A 15,941-nucleotide genomic window follows, 5' to 3' on the forward strand; every position below is an offset into this window, starting at 1 on the left:
CGAAAAGCCCTGCGTGGGTAGTGCCTTCGCCATGTGAAGGCACTACCGACATTCCGCTCTTACTCCTCCGCTGCCGGTTCGGCTGCCTTCTTCTTCGTGGCGCGTCGGCCACCGCCCCTGGTCGCGGGCTGCGGTTTCCAGTTGCGCAGATCGTCGTCGGTCAGGCTGTGCTCACCCTGCCTGTTACGACGGTCGTCCGCGAGGAAGGCGGCGGGGGACGTGCCGTACATGGGGTCGACGCCGTTGTGCCACTGGTCGAGCCAGGGTTGGAGTTCGAGCAGCCCGGCCAGGAATGGGGTGATCTCCTCGGTGGAGAGGCTGTGTTCGGCCAGGTAGATGGCGATGGCCATGGCCTGTTCGCGGTGGTCCCAGCCGGCCCAGCCGTAGAGGTCGGGGGTGGCGACGTTCGCGGAGCCGTAGGAGATGAAGCGTTCCTTGGGCACGTCGAGTTTGCCGCGTGCCTGCCAGAAGGAGGTGCGCAGGAAGTCCGCGGAGGTGTATTTGGGCGGCACCGGGATCGACTCGCGGATCTTGCGTTTCGCGGGCTCGTCGGGTGCGGCGTCTTCTTGGCGCTGCAGGTCCCAGACAGCTTCCCAGTCCTTGCGCTTCTTCAGGCCGGAAGGCTTGTAGCGCAGGGCAGAAATGAACGGTACGTGTTCGTCCGTGATCAGCTCGGCTACGACCTTTGCGAGGTCTACGCGTGGAGCGTAGAGAGCGGCAACCGAAACAAAGTCAGCGTCGCTTGCGAGGCGGTCGGTAAGACGGGAGAGGGTGACTATGTTCGGTTGGTCGTTATCGTCGAACCAGAAGTCACGAGATTCCATGCGCTGCAGCAGCCATGCGCGGAGTGCCTGCTCCTGCAGAGAATCCCAGCCCTCAGTTGACCAGCGGCGTTTGTAATCGGGGCGCTCGATCATGCCTATTGCGCGGTTGGACTCGATGACATCGATCCGACGTTGCACAACTTGTTTATAGGAGTCCGGCCAGTGTGTCGGAATATCGGTGATGGGCGTCGCCCGGTGTCGGGTGAACCAGTCGTCAGGCGCCTCGCCTTTGGCGACACGCCGGGCGAGCACAATCTCGAATGCGCGCTCGCCGAATCGAAGCGGGGGGACTTCTTCGCTCGACGCGCACAAGTCATCATTCAGCAACTTGTAGATCGAGTATGTGCGCCAATCAAGTTCCTCCTGAAGGCTGATCATGCGGGAGCGGATGGCTTCCCAAGTATCGCGGCCTTCGCGGAGGAGTCCGGCAGTCGGTGTCTCGTTGGTTGCATACGCTTCTGGAGACGCAGCCGAAAGCTCATTGGCCAGCGAATCGAGCAAGGTGGCCAGTTCCAGCGGGTATTCATCGGGTAGTGGGAACTGTTCGAGCTTTGTGCCGGTGAACTCGTAGAAGTCATCGAACGGAACGCGAGACTGCCGTGCGCCCTTTGAATCCACCGTGCTGCCCTTGTTGTGGCTCACCATCTTGAGCCAGAAGCAGGCGGTGGAGCTGTTGAGCAGCCCGAGCAGCCGCAGATGCTCCTCCTCGCTCGCCCCCTCCGGCAACTTGATCACCGGCGCGGACTGCTTGAAGACCTTTCCGCCGCGGTCCAGGACGAAATGGTTGTGGGTTGCGACGAAGGCGAAGGTGATCGATAGTGGTGTGCGATATGCAGATGGGGTGAACTGCATATACTCGATCCAGCTCAGGCCCGCATCTGCCATATCACCTTGGAAAGTGCGACGGGCTTCCAATACGCGGCGAAGCGACCACAAGTCGCGCTCGATGTCCCTTGTTGCCTGGCCGTAGGGGAAGAAGATTCGCTCGGCGCTCGGTGCCGACCAGTCACGAACTATGTCCCCTGTGATTAAAGGGCGAAGGGCTGCGGCATCGGCTACTGTCCGGAAAGTTGTCCGATTCGGTCGGATGTAAGCTTCGTCTGCACCTGCTCGAATCGCCCGTCCAATAGGCGGCTCGATCAACCCGCGGAGCCGTTTCACCCCTTTGGGTTCCAGTTTTTCAACAAGCTCAAGACCGCCATCCGTAAGGATCCATGGCTGCCGCCCGAAGTAGCGATCGCGTTCGAGATCTCCAACTGAGATCCATCCGCTACTCGTGTCGGGCCTGTCGATCTGGTCGACGATTGCGCGCCACACGTATCCATCTTCGGGATCATCTGGAGCGGATGGCTCTCCCTGGATACTGCGAGCTGTACGGATAGTGGGAGAACGTCGTTTTCCGGAGCGACGCGTGCCAATGAGGATGACGGTAGGGGTTCCGTGACCAGGAATATATGCCCCCGAAGTGTCGATTACCTCAGTTAATTCTACGGTGTTGGAGAAGAAATCGGAGATTAGTTTCGTACCAAACTCGCGTTTCATAAATGAGTTGGACGTGATTTGCCCAACTCGGCCAAATTTGCTCCCGTCGAGGTCGCCCAGCTTGGCAAGTTCAAAGAATCTTTCAGCGAAAGGAACAGATAATGCGTAGGTTCCACCGCACGAGTTGTACCGCTCTCGGTATGCTTCGTTAAGTTTCTTGTCTTTCACTGTGATATAGGGTGGGTTACCTACCACCACATTGTATCGGCCCGGTTCGAGGATACGCGGATAGTCGTGCACATCTTCTGTGGCGTAGGAGAATTCAGCCAGTGGATCACCTTTCTCACCATCAAATGTCAGCTCAAGCTGTCGTGCCTTCATTAGCGAGTCGCCCACGGCGAGTTGGATTGGCCACTCGTACCGTGCAGCTTCGGCGAGGGTCCGAACATTTGCCGCAGCCATGGCTGCAACAAGCAACCGGAACCGTGCGATGGCGATGGCGAACGGGTTGATGTCGACACCGTGGACGGATTCGAGGGCGGCGCGGACACGCTCATGGCGGTCCTTACCCGGCTGTTCGTCGGCCCAGCGCTTGGTCAAGCGCCTGAACGCTCCGAGTACGAAGTGGCCTGATCCGCAAGTGGGATCGATGAGTTCGATCTTTTCGTACCCGAATTCGCGGATGGCGGGTTCGAGGGTGCGGTCGAGGATGAATTCTTCTACGAACTCCGGGGTTTGGAGGAGTGCGTAGTTCTTGCGGGCGGCTTCGGAGAGGTCTTGGTAGAGGTCGCCGAGGAAGCGGGTGTCCCAGCCGGTGATGCCGTCGGCGTCGAGGGGGTCGGTGAAGTCGTGGATCAGGACGCCGGATTCGTCGCGCTTGCGCCAGAATTCGATGAGGTCGCGGGCGCCCTCGTGGGAGACGGGGATTTGGTAGAGGGGGTTGTGGGATGGGTCGAAGAGGAGTTTGCCGGCTTGGCCGGAGCCGAGTTCGGCGAAGGCGCGTTCGAGCCAGCCGCGGTAGGTGGGGTCCGGGTCGGTTTCGACGTAGGCGTCGTAGCGGGCCTGGGCCAGTTCGCGGCGGTCGGTGGTGGGGGCGGTGAGGTAGGGCTCGGGGATGAGGTGGTTGTCCTCGCAGAAGCGGACGAAGACGGTGCCCAGCACCCAGGCGACGGCGACCTGGGTGACTCGTTCACCTACCCAGGAGGTTTCGGTGGCGGCAGTGCGGTTGAGTTTGCGGGCGCGCGACCATTCGTCGTGCAGGCGCGCCTTCACCTCCGGTAGGACTCGCAGTTGGCCGTCCAGATTCGATTCGACCGCGTCGACCTGCTTCTTCAGGTCGGAAAGCAATGCGGCGCGGTCGATCATGCGATGGCTCCTGTGTCGGTCGAGGTTTCGGAAGCGGTGGCGCGGTGTTTGTTGCGGACCCACGCCTCGGGCACGGTGATCCACTCGTTGAGAGCGGACTGGTACGGCACGGCCATCACGCCCAGGCGGGGTTGGCGGGCCGGATCGGGCTGCGGGCACAGCAGCCACAGGCCGCCGCGGCCACGGCGGGCCAGTTCCGCCAGCCGGCTCAGCACGCCCATGGCGTCGTAGCGGGCGAAGACGGCGGTGTCGTGCAGCAGCAGGGGGCCGGCGCCGTCGAGATCGGCGGCGATCTCCGGTTCGATCCGACCCCAGGCGGTGTGCGCGTACTCGGAGAACTTCAGTGCCGCACGGGAACCGGGCTTGGCGGCGTCGGCGCGCACGATGGTCTCCCACGTGGGCTTGCCGTGTGGGGGGAGTAGCTCGCGCATGGTCTCGACGAACCGGGCCGTCACCGAGCGGGGGCGGGCATCGAAGCGGTCGCGCAGTTCCTTGATCGTCGCCATGGCATCCGTCGACCGGACGGTCAGCACCCGGAAGCCGTCCCGGTGCATGGCGCCGGACAGCCACTCCTCGACCCGCGTCGCCTCGGCCACTTCCGGGTCGTCGGCGTAACGGCCCGCCGCGTGCGAGGTGGCGGTGATGGTGGACCAGCGGCGTGCGGTGGAGGTGACGCTTGAGAACTGATCGGACTGCTCGGGCAGGTAGCGAGGCTTACGGGTGTCCGGATGCGTGGCGACGGTCAGCGCGAAACCCGCATCCTTCAATGCTCTCGTGAGCTCCGCGGTCGGCTTGTCCTGGGTGCTTCCTGCGATGGTCAGCTCCGGGAAGCGGGCCAGAATTCGTTCGAAGATCTGGTCGGCCCGCAAACCGGGCTGCCGCTCATAGGGCAGATTCGGGGTGAGCGTCATCAGACCCGCCTGGGTCAGGCGCACCGCACGGACCAGCGGCAGATCGCGGGGGTAGATCTCCAGTCGAGGGGTCACCGCCGCATTGCGAGACGCGCCGACCGCGATCTGCACCAGGCGGCGCTCGTCCCACGTCGTCCTGCCCTGCGGTGGGTCGACTGCTGTGAGCCGATCCAACACCGTCGTCGCCGAGGGCAAAGATGCCTGTGACGCCAGATCGTCTGCCACTTCACCCAGGCTCAGGGCGTATCCCATGAGGCCCTTCGCACCCGGTGTGTCAGGGGCGTCCTCGTCGAGGATCTCGAGCGCCAGCATCACCACGGGATTCGTTCCGGCATCACGCTTCTCGCCCACATAGATGCGGGCCTCGTCAGGCGTCAGCCGTTCCACTTCGTAGAGCACTCGAAGCGCGGCCAGACCGAGTGCGCGGCGCTGCTCTCGATCATCGAGGCGGCTGCCACGCTGGCGGATGAGAGCGTCAGCGAGCTCGGTCGCCGAGGCGATCCGGTTGAAACCCTCCAGCAGCACCACGACCTGATCGCGCAAGTCCGCGACCGCGGGATCCTTCTTCCACAGCTGGCGTTGCGGTTTCAACAGCTGCGCCACGCGGCCCGCGGTCAGACCCATCGAGTCCGCGACCGCCTTCTGCGTCGGCCACATGCCCAGCCCGGGCGCCGCGGCCTCACCCGGAATGCCCAGCAGGCGAATCACCGCCTCCACCTTCGAGGCGTTGGACCCGTTGTTGTTGCGCTCGGGAACGAAACGGTCGACCAGCGTATCCAAACTCAATGTCCGCAGCCCGCTGTCCGAATCGGCCTCGGCGGCGCGGATCTCCTGCTTGGCCTCTTGACGACTCTCGGGCGTCAGCGGGGGCGCGGCCTTACCCAGCGTGCGCCACAGCCGTTGCCGCTCCTGAATCTCCCGCCGGGTCCGGGCGCCCAGACCGGGGGCGTTGTAGAGGGCCTTGTTGTCGATGAACTCCCCGACCGTCGTGATGCCCTGCGCATACAGGAACTGCTCGGCCGCCGCAGTGAAACCCGCTGCGGACAAATGGGTTTCGCGGGTCGCTGCCTCGGCGGCGGCGCGGCGCACCTGCTCCGGGGTGACCTCGTCCACATCCGGCGGCACCTCGGCGTGCTTGCTCAGCGGCCGGGACGGGACCGTGCGGGTCAGGTCCAGGAACACCTTGTTCCAGGCGTCGCGCATCGGCTTGAGGTCCGAGAACCGTTGCGCCACATCACGATGCAAGGCGCGGCGGAAGAACTCCACCAGGCCGTCGCGCACCGAGGGGTCGAAGGCGTCCGCGGCGATCTGCGGGTACGGGAACTCCGCAGGATCCAACTGGCTGGGCAGCACACTGCCGTCGCCCCACTTCGGGATCTCGCCCGACGCCATCTCGTGCAAGGTGACGGCCAGGGCGTAGCGCTCGGCCTGCGCGTCGTACCGGCCGCGCGTCACCACATGCAGGAACGGGTCCAGATAGCCGTCGGTGCCCGCCTCGATGTTCTGGACCGGATACCCGGCCAGCGAGAAATCGATCAGCACCGGCTCTCGAGTCCGATTGGGACGCACCCGAATAGCGATATTGTCCGGCTTGAGGTCGCGATGCCACAGGCCCTCGCCCTCGAGGAAGTCGACCGCGGCGAACAGGTAATCGCTGTAGCGTTCCAGGCGGGCCACCGGCAGGCGGCCGTTGTCGCGCAACTCGCGCGCCACCGTCTCCTCGGTGCGCTTGGCGGATCTCGACTCCAGACCCTGCTCGTCGCCGACGTATTCGAGAACGAGGGTCGTCCGGCCGCCCAAGGTCACCATGCCCGGCTCGACCAGATTGATGACGCCGGAATGGTGACGCAGCCGGCGCAGCGACTCGGCCTCACGGACGAGGATGTCGCCGCGATCGTCGGACAACGCGACCTTCAGCACCACATACGGTTTCGCGCCCCGCTGTGTGTCGTCGAACTGCTGATCGCGCACCAGCAGCGCGCGGCTCGTCGAACCGGTGCCCAGGCGGCGGTGCACCTGCCAGCGACCGCCCAGAACATCACCGGGCACGGCTTCGAGGGGATCCTTCTCGTCCTCTGTCGGCGCGGGTTCTTCCGGCTTGGCGATCGCACCCTCGACGTCCTCGAGCAGCTCGAGGAATTCGTCGATCGAGGTGAGCCGATCAGACGGGCGGAAGGCGGTGGCGAACTCGACCAGCATGTCCAGATCCGGATGCAGAGCATCGACGAACGCGCTGGGCCGCAGCGCGTCCTCGGACTCGAAACGCGCCAGTAATTCGGCTTTGCTTGCGGCAGGGGCCTTTCCGGTGAGCAGCAGATAGGTGAGCATGCCCAGCCCGTACACGTCCATGGCGATCGGGTCGGGGGAGGTCGCCGCCATCTCCGGCGCGAAGTAAACATCCGAACCCGATGACAGATGTTGCGCCGACAAAGCGGTCGGGGCGTGCCGGGTCATGGTCGTGGCCGTGCCCGCCGCACGCTGCGTGGCGACCTGCCAATCGGAGATCTGCAGTAACGGGCGACGCCAGCGATCGGCCTCGGATTCACCCCGACTCGGAATCACGTGCACCGCATGCGCGGCCAGACCGCGGTGATACAAGCGGGCCGAATGCGCCGACTTGAGTGTCTCGGCGAGCTGACGCACCAGCGCGATCCGGTCGTCGAGCTCGAGCACGTCACCGTACCGGTTGAGATAGTGATTCAGGTGCAGGGTTTCCGGGTGGTAGCGGAAAATCAGCGCCGGTCCGGCCGAATGCCCGGACGGGTCGAACAGCTTCAGCTGCACCACACCCGGATGCCGGAACCGGTCCAGCACCGCGGCCTCCCGCCGCGCCGCCGCGTCCACCGATTTGCGGATCTCCGTGTCCGCGCCGCGCTCGCGCAGATAGATTCGGACGCGCACCTGCTCACGTAGTTCATTGTGCTTGGCCAGGTAATCCTGCCAGGTCGGGCCGGCGTCGAAAGGCTTGCGGTCCAACGTGTATGGGCCCACGACGAACTCGGCGTCGCTGCGCCGGATACCGACACGCTCGAGCGCCGCCTTGATGCGTTTGGCGCGCTGGGTGTCGATACGGTGGCGCTCCTCGTTCACCGGAGCGTTGAGACGGGCGATCAGCTCCTTGACCGTGTGCGTGCCCGTCCGGTCGCCGACCGGAAGCTCGAAACGCAACGTCGAGTTGGTGAGGCACACAGCCGCGCCCACGAACACCCGTTCGCCGCTGTCGGCGAGCAGACCGGCTAGCTCCTTGCTCTTCTGATTCACTAGATGCAGCGGATTGTTGTGGACCCGTCGGCCGCCATCGGGGAACTCTTGCACCCAGGTGCCGTTCTGCGAGGACAGCCTGCCTCGCCAGTCCTTGAGTTCGATCATGTGCACGCCGTTGGGGGAGATCACCAGCAGATCGACCTCACGGACATGTCCGGTGCGCGCGGTGAAAGTGAAGTTCGACCAGGCATACCACGGGTCCAGATCGGGCAGCCGCGTGCGGATCGCTTCCAGCCCACGCTGCTCATGCTCGAAGCTCGATTCGGTGACCGCAATCCACCGACCGTCATCCATGCGCGCGGGTTCCTGTTCTCGTGGTGACATGCCTGCCGGTCCACTCCGTTGCGGAGTGGGCTGTGCAATCCAATCGATTGGATTGCATTGAAGCAACACTATCGCGTGGACGGGACCGGCTAGGCCCACTCCGAGGCCGGTCATCGGGCAAACGGCTCACCCAGTTTCGGGTGCCTGTCCGGGCACTCATCAGCGGCCTGGCGATACGGCGTTCCGGGGCCACGTCCCCAGGGAGTCCCGATTGCCGCCACTGGCCGTGAAGGGTGGACACAACGGCTGAGTGTGTCGGGTATCGGCGTCCGGTTGCGCGTGATGGATTTCCGGAGGTCGTCGCGCGGGCATGGTGGGCGGGATCCGGGTGCCTTCCCGGCGCGACTTCTGGGACCGATCAACCGGCAAACGCTCATGAGCCTGGGTTGCGTCGTGATTGAATTGGGTCATGAGGGGGCATCGGTCGAGGGGGTGGTGGTGATGGCTTCCGCACTCTCCCATGAACTTCCGGAAGGCTCGCTGCCGGTCAGCGCGATGAAGGAGGAGATCAGCGTCGCCTACGTCCATATGCTGGCCAGCGCGTGCGGGCTGAGCGTTGGACAGTGGACGCAGGACTACGACTGCAAGGATGTCACGCTGAGCTCGAGCGTAGACTACTGTCCACACCAGTACGGGCCGAAGATCGACATCCAGCTCAAGTGCTCGGGCCAGGAATCAATCGATCGCCACGATACGATCGCCTGGTCCCTGGATTCGCGGTCGTATGACAAAATGTCTCGCCGCAATCGTTCGACACCCGCTCTGTTCTGTGTTCTGGTCGTGCCCTCAGAAGTCGGTCACTGGCTCCGGGCCGATCATGAGGGGCTGCTGGCGCGCAGCCATATGTATTGGATGTGGGGACACGAACTTCCCGCGCATCAGAAGCATCAACAGTCCCAAACTGTTCACCTGCCGAAGATTAATCTGCTTACACCGCAGTCCCTGCTGGTACTGATGGAGGAGGCGAGTAAATGGCAACCGGTACCGATTTCTTCGATTCACTGATCGAGCACGGTGAGGTGCTGACTCCCTCGAACATTGCCCAGTTCCTCGCGACGCACAACTGGACCTGCCGGGCAGATCGACAGTTCGATCAGGTGTGGGTGTTCGGTGAGCAGGTCGATGGCCGGCCCGCCTCGGTCCTGTTGCCGCGGGAGCCGTCGTTCGTGGACTACCAGAAGCGACTTCGGGAGGCGCTGGTCGAGGTCTCGCGGATCTATGACCTCGCTATTCCACAGTTGGCGGAGAAGGTCGCCTCGGTGCGAGCGGACCTGTTCCTGGTGCGAGTCGATCAGGCCATGCCGGATGGGACGATTCCACTTCGGCAGGCGACCGCCCTGCTCGAGAGCATCGACCAGATGATGCGCGTTTCCGCCATGGCGGCATACAACCCGCAGTCGACGGGGCGCGGTCGAGTACCGGACGTGGTCTCGGACTTTCTCAACGACGACGTCAGGATGGGCCACACCAAGAAGGGCAGCTTCATTGTCACAGTCGCCGCCCGCATCGATGATTCCGATTGGCGTCGTGGGGGTTCGACGACCGGGGCAGCCGCGACGCCTGATCATCGGCCGAGTTTCACTCGTCAAGTGATGACGAAGCTCGCGCAAAGTTTGGAGACGACAAGACAATTCGCTGCGGACAGCGATGCCTTTGCTGATGTCGACGACGCTATCGGACAGGGGCTGCGCCTCCCGATGGTGCAGGCATTGCAGGAGATCGGTGGTGCAGACGGGCTGCGCGCTCTGGACTTGTCATTCGAATGGGCCGCGGCCGAACCTCAACGAAGCCTGGTGCCGACACGAGTGACCCTCGACCGGGCGGTGATCGATGTACTTCCCGAGATCGAGATGCGATTGGCCCGGAAATACGAGCCCGAGCGCCTCACCGTGGTCGGTCCGGTACTGGAACTCAAGCGAGCCGACGAGATAGTCGAAGCAGCCGAGGGCGTTCAGGGCGAGATAGTTCTTCGTGCCGATGTCGGCGGACGTTCCCGGAGGATCACGGTCCCGTTGATCGGAGCGGACTACGACTGGGCGGTCCGTGCACACTTGGCGCGCCTGCCCTTCACCGCCACGGGCGAATTGGGGAAGAAGGGCAATGCCTGGCGGCTCAACGACCCGATCGAGGTGGATCGATCGTTCCTGGAGTTCCGGCTCGGGGGATGATCGAACGGCGGCTCGACATGATCACGGTGTTCGATCGTTCGCTCTGCTCGAATTCCCGCCGCTGCCAGGCAAGTTGGTCGAGCCGCCCATCGTCTATGTCGATGGCTACGAGGATCGCCTTCCTCGGAGGCTGCGCGCGCTCGGTCGGGGTTGGGGACTCGAAAGATCCGACCGGTCCCGAGCTGGTGTTCTCCGCAGACCAGTGGGACAGCTTCCTCGCCAGCGGGATCTGGTGAGGCTGACCGGGTTTCGCGACCGAACTGATGCCGATATGTGGTGGCGGCGCATGAGTGCCGACCTATGCGAGGACGAGATGGCGCGCGACGCGAACGAATCGTTCCCAGGCTGCAACGCTGCGCAGCAATCAGCGGGTTCAGCGTTGTCCGTGGCTGAGGGCCCGAAACCTTGCGTTCGTTGTGGATCAGGATCAGGTCGATGACCTCGGCGAATCCTTGACGGGTGTCGTCAACGATCCGGGCGAATGCCTCTCTGTGCTCGCCGGTCAGCTGGCGTGCTTTCCCCATGGTTCCCCGTTTCGTAAGCACCGATCGGTCGAGTGCATGCGCGACGAGGCCGTAGCAAATCGATGTGCCTGTTGTAGAGCACTTTTGGAACTGCCGTATCTCGGCGGGGGAGTTCGCGTCGCAGTGCGCCGGAACGCGAGTGGAACGAGTGGTCTGGATGCCCGAATGACGCGGAATACGCTGTCTCCGAGCGATTTCGGATGCGTGACGCTAGCCTGATGACGTGGAGGTCGAGATCTATACCGATGGCGCGTGTAGTCCGAATCCGGGTCCGGGCGGGTGGGGTGCCGTGCTTCGGTTCGGTAGCCACGAAAAGGACATCTACGGTGGGGATCCGGGGCCGACGACCAACAACCGGATGGAATTGACGGCGCCGATCGAAGCGCTCGAGCGGCTTACACGCGCCTCGAAGGTCCGGGTGTACACCGATAGCACGTACGTCCGCGACGGCATCACCGCGTGGGTACGGAAATGGCAGGCCAACGGGTGGATGACTGCGAAGAAGGAGCCTGTCAAGAATGCCGACCTGTGGCAGCGGCTGGCGGCTGCCTGCGCGCCACACGAGGTCGAGTGGGAATGGGTGAAGGGGCATGCTGGGCACCCCGAGAACGAACGGGCTGACCGACTGGCCGTTCGCGGTGCACAGGAGGCCGGCGCGGTCGGCGAGCAGCCAGCCAAGACCGTCCGCCGAGATCGCGCGGTCCGCAAACCCACCACAGTGACCGGTGAGCGCTGTCGGGCCACCACCAAGGCAGGCGTTCCCTGTCCGACCGACGCGGGATCGTCGGGGCTGTGCCACATTCACGACCCCGCTCTGCAGTGCGGGGCCAGGAATGCGAAGGGACGGCCCTGCGGTATCGCGACTGGCGGCGGCCGATGCAAGAGCCACCAGGGGGCTGAGCGCATGCCTGAAGTCGATGCCCAGCCAGAACTCGGCCTACTTGATCTCTAGAGTGATCGCCTTCGTTTGGGGCGTGAGTGCTGAGAACTCCTGCGTGGCGCCGGAAGGCAGCCTCCTCCGCGGCTTCGGGTGCATGTCGCTACCTTTCGCTTCCCGCCGGTGCTGTGGCGCAGCGTATTTCAGTTCTGCATGAGGCTGCGGAGGTTGTCGAGCCCGATCTTGGCGTCGGGGAGATTCCTGAATGCGAGAATATTCCTCGTCTGTACGGTGATCGGTTCGATGCCCTCGAGTTGGTTTCTCTGAACTCGTCTTCGATCTCGTTCCTCGTTGTCGAGCTCCTCATCGAGTTTCCAGACGACCTGGTCGAGCCGGTCCTTCGCCTCGATCAGGTCGAGTACGCCGTCGGCCTCGGCACGGGCGATGATCGCCTCGTAATCCGGGACCGCGCCAGCGGCGGCACACTCCGATTCGATTGCCGAATCGAGTTCGGCGAGTTCGGAATCGGCGCCTTCGATGTGCTCCCGCAGTTCAGCGATCTGCGTCTGGTAGGCAGGGAGTTGCCGGAGGGCGGCCTCGGCGAGCGCGATGCGTTGGGTGAATCGGCCCGCGTCGGCGTCGACACTTTCCAGCTCGTCTCCGAGCTCCGTGATGGCGGCCATGTTCTTCTCGATGGCGTCGACCACGCCGGCCAGGCTTGGGCACTCGGCGAAGTTCTGATCGAGCTCAGCCCTTCTCCGCGGCAGCCGTGTTCGGCGGTCCTGTTCTGGCCTGCGAGCAAGATCGAGCTCGCGGCTGGGCTGTAAGTCGGTCGGACGGCGTGATCGTCGAAAGCCGTTGCAGCCCTGGGGCTCAAGCGACACAGCGCAGCGCGGGACAGGTGTGGGTGTACCGGGTCCGGGACGATCACGGTTCAGTGGTATGGCGCAGTCAGAAGACGACATCAAGTCAGCGCGACATGCAACCATGACAGGTCGGGAGGCCATCCTCGGGTGCGCGCAGCGACCCGCAATAGCGGCAGTAGCCGAAGGTGCTACGGCGGATCTTGAGCAGGGAGGCGATCTGTGGGCGCAGCCTCGCCACGTCGACCGGTGCATGGATTGGGACCTCATTCGTGACGCTCAGGACACGGACAAACCCGTGCCACTCGAAAATGGTTGTGCCGAGGGAGATCGCGGTATTCGATGGTGTCGCGCTGACTTTGAAGGCCAACTGCGCAGGGGCGCCGAACAAGAAGATAGATGCATGTGTCGAATCCGCACCCTGATCGAAGGCCGCGGCATGCGCGGTCGAGAAGCCGGAGTTCCGCTGGTCCGCGTTCGTCCAATGCACACCGAACAGGTCTATGAAGGTTTGCTTATCGAGATCGGTCAATTCGGTGAGTACGGCAAGGGGTGTGTCCCCGGCATCTGGCGGCAGTATGACGACTCCGGGTTAGTGTGGGCGGCAGTCGATTTCGACATCGGAATCGTATGAGGTTGAGGTGTGCGGCTGTCCGGTTCAGGCCACCTACGAATCGGCTCGGGGATCGGAGTCGGCAACTCCAACGACCAAGCCTGGCACCACCGCTACGATGCGGCTGGTCGTCTCGTCTCTTAAACGGACAACACCGGCGCGACCACCGACTACACCGGCATATTCCCTGGTGAACACCAGTTCGCCCGAGCCTGCAACAATCTTGATCGGACCCGATAGCCGAAGTCACCCATTACCCCGGCCTGGACCGGCCATACGGGCGGTCGAGGTGGCTGAGGCGTATGACCACCGGTCGAGTTTCACTCGCCAATTGATGACGAAGCTCGACATGGATCGATCGTTTCGGGCGTTCGGCTTCGGGGATGGCCGATCGGATCAGCAACCATCCTGGGCCACGACCACGCGATACGGCAGATTGCTCGGAACCACGCGAATCCTGCTGATTGTCGTATGGTTCGAATCGCTGATCGTCCGGTCGCCGATGAGGAGTTGGCGAGTGGTCTGGCCGATGATCCAGATCGGCTGGTCCACGTTGTTGACGGTTATGCAGGCCGGGTAGCGGGTGCCGCCAGCCGTGGTGGTCTGTTCGACGGTGATGATCTGGGCTGTTCGGAGCGACGGGCCGAGACCGGCGAGGACCATGGCTGCGGCGGCGAAGGTGAGCACCATCGCGAATCCGGACCGGGTGAATCGGGGCAGCCGTGGCGAGTACAACCAGCACAGACCCAGCGGCAGCGCCGACAATGCCAGGCACACCAGGAAGACCGACGCGTTGACGAGGGCGTCATGCCAACCGATCTCGAACGCGAGCCCCGGATAGCCCAGCTTCTTGTAGAAGAGGTACGACGGCATCCGGAGGATGACACCGCCGAGCCCAGTCAGGACGATCGACAAACCGACGCGCTGGACCAGTCGTCGCACTTCGGAGCGTGGCCGAGCACGCCACATGTCGGCGGCCAATACCCAGAGCAGCAGGAGCCCGGCGGTGATCATGAGTGAGACGATGTCCTGGCGCCCGTACCAGAGATCGCTGCCAAGCACGGCCAGGACCGTGCCGGCCAGCACAGCGCAGATGGTCCCGCATAACAGCGTCCCGAGCGCCCAGCACACCATGATCGCCCGATGCCGTCTGCGGCCTATGAACATCTCGGCGTCAGCCGGGTCGGCAGCTTCCCAGAGTGAGGTTTGCCAGCGCGAGTACCCGCATGGCAGATCGGCGTCGAAGCGGTGAACCAGGATGCGGGTGAACATATTCGTTGTTCCGAGGACTGCAGCCAAGAGGGCGATGCCTCCGATCAGTACGATCAGGATCAGTCCGTCGGACTGGGGCAGACCGCTCGATCGCGTTATCCGCACACGCCACACGAAGGTGACAGCGAGGCTCAGCACGAAAACCATGAGCAGCAAGGTCAGGCGATACCGCAGGAATCCAGCGGCCTCCTTATCGACGAACGTGCGGCCTATCCTCCCGGCCCATGCCGGAACACAGCGTCGCGACCAGCCCGCGATCCACAAAGCGCCCGTTTCGAGCTTGCCGCAGAGCTTGTCGAAGCCATCCAGGACGTTGCGTGCCGCTGCCCGGCGCAGTCTGTCGAGGACGGTTTCCTCGCCCGTCGGTGAGAGCGGCGCGGGCGCAACCGCTTCCGACCTCACCACGGACACATCCGCGAGCACCGCGACCGGCCGCTCGTCGTAGACAAGCCCCTGGAGCGTGGGACTCTCGTAGGCGAATCGCATCGATGCGTATCGAATTCGTTCCAGAGCCACGCGCTCGATGGTTGCCGCCGAGTGGCAGTCGGCCAGGGCGACCTGAAGCCGCTGCGAGATCTCCTCCGCGGTCGCCCGCGTCGCGGTACCACGGACCACGCGCACGTATCTGTCCGGATTCGCACGGGACTCGTTCAGCCACACCCACCCGAGGGCCGTCAGCCGCTCACGCGCGCGGCCGCGATCGGCAGCTGATCCCGAAATCTCAACGTGGCAGCGGATTCTTGCCAGCAGCATGTCGATCAGATAATGGCCGTCATAGGCCATCGTGTTCCGAAATCCGTTGAGCCCCACTTCTCCCCCTGGGTCCTGTCGCGATCTGGGGTTCGTTTCGCAGAGGTTATGCGCAGCCACCGACAACCGGCTCGCCGCCTGCCATGAGCAGGCAGGAGCCGCAGCGTGGACCGGCAGGCGGCGACGGGCTGTGCGGCGCGCGTGCCTCCTGTGATGTCCTGTGCCGCAGGTGATGTCTGCCACACTGGTAGCGGCTCTGAAGGTGCGCTCGGGGAGGTTGTGTTGGCGGAATTCTGCGCTGTGCCGTCGGAGGCGGCGGACGAGAGGGTACTGCTCGAGTTTGCTCACACGTACGACCTGTACCGGCAGGGCCGTGGTCTCGGTGATGTCGAGGTGATCGTGCGGGAGTTGCGGGTCGCTTGGGAAAGGACGCGGGAACTGCCGGACGATCTGTCCGTGCTGCGCGGATGCCTGTTCTATCAGGCCAAGGCGCACTACTTCGACGGTGGATTGACCCGCTTCGACACACCATTCGTGCGTGGTCTCGTGGGCCGAATCCGAGCGCTCGCGGGAGATACGGTGGAGGTCTGCTAGCCGCCGCAGCGACTCCTCAGCGCTTGACGGAGTGAGCAGTGCTGTTGTGCGTGCGGACCACGGTGCGGGCGCCATGGGATTTGTGGCGCCGGTAGTTGTTCTCGCGCTCG

The 15,941-nt window shown here is 63.9% G+C and carries 9 protein-coding genes and 1 pseudogene; 5 read left to right on the forward strand and 5 right to left on the reverse strand.

Annotated elements, in window-relative coordinates:
• Window positions 1-59: 59 nt before the first annotated feature.
• Together pglX and pglW are read right to left on the reverse strand one after the other, a co-directional pair.
• Window positions 60-3,671: a BREX-2 system adenine-specific DNA-methyltransferase PglX gene (gene pglX / locus ON33_RS34255; protein WP_040863311.1), complete on the reverse strand. Its 3,612-nt coding sequence runs from the start codon at window positions 3,669-3,671 to the stop codon at window positions 60-62.
• A complete protein-coding gene (gene pglW / locus ON33_RS34260) occupies window positions 3,668-8,140 on the reverse strand; it encodes a BREX system serine/threonine kinase PglW (protein WP_040863312.1) in 4,473 nt (1,490 codons plus the stop codon). Before pglW ends, pglX begins: the two co-directional genes overlap by 4 nt.
• A gap of 282 nt (window positions 8,141-8,422) precedes the next feature.
• On the opposite strand from pglW, the gene ON33_RS38850 reads away from it, so the two are divergent.
• The 4 genes and pseudogenes from ON33_RS38850 to rnhA all read left to right on the forward strand — a co-directional run.
• Window positions 8,423-9,175 carry a DUF4365 domain-containing protein gene (locus ON33_RS38850; RefSeq protein ID WP_157184880.1) on the forward strand — a complete coding sequence of 251 codons (753 nt, stop codon included), beginning with the start codon at window positions 8,423-8,425 and terminating at the stop codon, window positions 9,173-9,175.
• Between the two features lie 161 nt (window positions 9,176-9,336).
• A complete protein-coding gene (locus ON33_RS42030) occupies window positions 9,337-10,338 on the forward strand; it encodes a hypothetical protein (protein WP_157184881.1) in 1,002 nt (333 codons plus the stop codon).
• A 101-nt stretch (window positions 10,339-10,439) separates the two neighbouring features.
• Window positions 10,440-10,574, forward strand: a complete 135-nt coding sequence (locus tag ON33_RS42435; protein WP_245551057.1) for a DUF397 domain-containing protein — start codon at window positions 10,440-10,442, stop codon at window positions 10,572-10,574.
• Window positions 10,575-11,085: 511 nt separating this feature from the next.
• Window positions 11,086-11,553 (forward strand): annotated as a pseudogene (gene rnhA, locus ON33_RS43745) (ribonuclease HI); the annotation flags it as partial.
• Between the two features lie 389 nt (window positions 11,554-11,942).
• Here rnhA and ON33_RS34285 read toward each other — a convergent pair.
• The 3 genes from ON33_RS34285 to ON33_RS34295 form a co-directional block, all read right to left on the reverse strand.
• A complete protein-coding gene (locus tag ON33_RS34285; RefSeq protein WP_157184882.1) occupies window positions 11,943-12,623 on the reverse strand; it encodes a hypothetical protein in 681 nt (226 codons plus the stop codon).
• A gap of 85 nt (window positions 12,624-12,708) precedes the next feature.
• A complete protein-coding gene (locus tag ON33_RS34290; protein WP_157184883.1) occupies window positions 12,709-13,134 on the reverse strand; it encodes a hypothetical protein in 426 nt (141 codons plus the stop codon).
• A 477-nt stretch (window positions 13,135-13,611) separates the two neighbouring features.
• Entirely contained in the window at window positions 13,612-15,270 is a 1,659-nt protein-coding gene (locus tag ON33_RS34295; RefSeq protein WP_040863316.1) for a hypothetical protein, read from the reverse strand.
• A gap of 132 nt (window positions 15,271-15,402) precedes the next feature.
• Here ON33_RS34295 and ON33_RS34300 point away from each other — a divergent pair, with 132 nt between their 5' ends.
• On the forward strand, window positions 15,403-15,831 hold the full coding sequence (locus tag ON33_RS34300; protein WP_157184884.1) for a hypothetical protein: 429 nt from the start codon (window positions 15,403-15,405) through the stop codon (window positions 15,829-15,831).
• The last annotated feature ends 110 nt before the right edge of the window (window positions 15,832-15,941 follow it).

Origin of the sequence: Nocardia niigatensis NBRC 100131 (genome assembly GCF_000308655.1) — a bacterium.
In the GTDB taxonomy this organism is placed as follows: domain Bacteria; phylum Actinomycetota; class Actinomycetes; order Mycobacteriales; family Mycobacteriaceae; genus Nocardia; species Nocardia niigatensis.

Coding starts and splice junctions, on each gene's coding strand:
- pglX (WP_040863311.1), bottom strand. CDS start 3,671: ATGATCGACCGCGCCGCATTGCTTTCCGACCTGAAGAAGCAGGTCGAC.
- pglW (WP_040863312.1), bottom strand. CDS start 8,140: ATGGATGACGGTCGGTGGATTGCGGTCACCGAATCGAGCTTCGAGCAT.
- ON33_RS42435 (WP_245551057.1), top strand. CDS start 10,440: ATGGCTACGAGGATCGCCTTCCTCGGAGGCTGCGCGCGCTCGGTCGGG.
- ON33_RS34295 (WP_040863316.1), bottom strand. CDS start 15,270: ATGGCCTATGACGGCCATTATCTGATCGACATGCTGCTGGCAAGAATC.